Origin of the sequence: Verrucomicrobium sp. BvORR034, assembly GCF_000739635.1 — a bacterium.
Taxonomy (GTDB): Bacteria; Verrucomicrobiota; Verrucomicrobiia; order Verrucomicrobiales; family Verrucomicrobiaceae; genus Verrucomicrobium.
In genome coordinates this window covers 1-1311 of record NZ_BATQ01000069.1, presented here as the reverse complement: position 1 = coordinate 1311, position 1311 = coordinate 1, and the positions used below count along the sequence as shown (strand labels likewise).

The following is a 1311-nucleotide window of genomic DNA, read 5'->3' as shown; positions in this document are numbered from 1 at the left end:
CTCTTGTGTCTTGTGTCTTGTGTCTTCTAGTCTGGCGTCTCCCGCGCAGCGGGTCGGGGTTCCCAGCCCCGCTCACCCACCAAGCGTCCCTCGATCCCCTCCCTCGAAGACGACCCATCCCCCTCGCCAACGTCGCTGTTCCCAGACTGGCCTTGTCACGGACTAGCAAGAAGCTTAAACCTGCCGGGACAAATCCGGACGGTGTCTTGTCACAAATCCTTGAACTTTTACCTGCACCCCCTGTCTCATCTGACGAGACTCCCACAACCTCAACTACTTCACGATCATGGGCCTGATGGACTATTTCAAAGGACAGTTCCTCGAAATCATCGAGTGGACAGACGACTCTCGCGACACCCTCTCCTTCCGCTTTGTCGATGAGGACAAGGAGATCAAGAACGGCGCTCAGCTCATCGTGCGGGAGTCGCAGGTGGCGCAGTTCGTTTACCTTGGCCAGTTCGGCGACACCTTCGAACCTGGTAAGCACACCCTGGTAACGGACAACATCCCAATCCTGAGCACGCTCAAGGGCTGGAAGTACGGCTTCAACTCGCCTTTCAAGGCAGACGTCTATTTCGTCAATACCCGCCTCTTCACCGGCAACAAGTGGGGCACGAGCAACCCCATCATGATGCGCGACCAAGACTTCGGCATCGTGCGGGCCCGCGCCTTTGGCACCTTTGACTTCCGCATTGTCGATCCCAAGCTCTTCCTCAAGGAAGTCGCCGGTTCCGATCACCACTTCCGCCTGGATGAGTTCGCCGACACCATGCGCTCCCGCATTGTCAGCGTGTTCAGCGACGCCCTCGCCTCCGCCAAGATCCCTGTTCTGGATCTGGCGACCCGCTACACGGATCTGGGCGATGCCCTGCTTCCTCTGATCAATCCCACCCTCCAGGCCAAGTACGGCATTGAGTTCCCCAGCTTCATCCTGGAGAACGTGAGCGTGCCCCCGGAAGTCGAGGCCGCGATCGACAAGCGCAGCAGCATGAGCGCCATCGGCAATCTCAACGACTACGTGAAATTCCAGATGGCCGAGGGCATGGCCAAGGGCGGCGGCGCTGGTGCTCCGGCCGAAATGGCCATGGGCTTTGCCATGGCGCAGGAGATGATGAAAAACACCAATCTCTCCCAGGGAGGCGGTAGTGCGCCACCTCCGCTCCCCGGCGGAGCTCCCGCAGCCGCAGCGGCTCCAGCGCTGAATGTGGACGTACTCACCCCCGCCCAGGTGGCCCAGGTTCTGGGGGTCACGGAGGAGGACGTCATCGCCAGCATCGATTCCGGCGACCTCAAGGGTAAAAAGGATTGGCA

General features: G+C 60.0%; 1 protein-coding gene. It reads left to right on the top strand.

From position 1 onward, the window contains the following. Nucleotides 1-286: 286 nt before the first annotated feature. A partial coding sequence (locus BV034_RS12450; protein ID WP_050027337.1) for an SPFH domain-containing protein occupies nt 287-1311 on the top strand: 1025 nt, incomplete at its 3' end.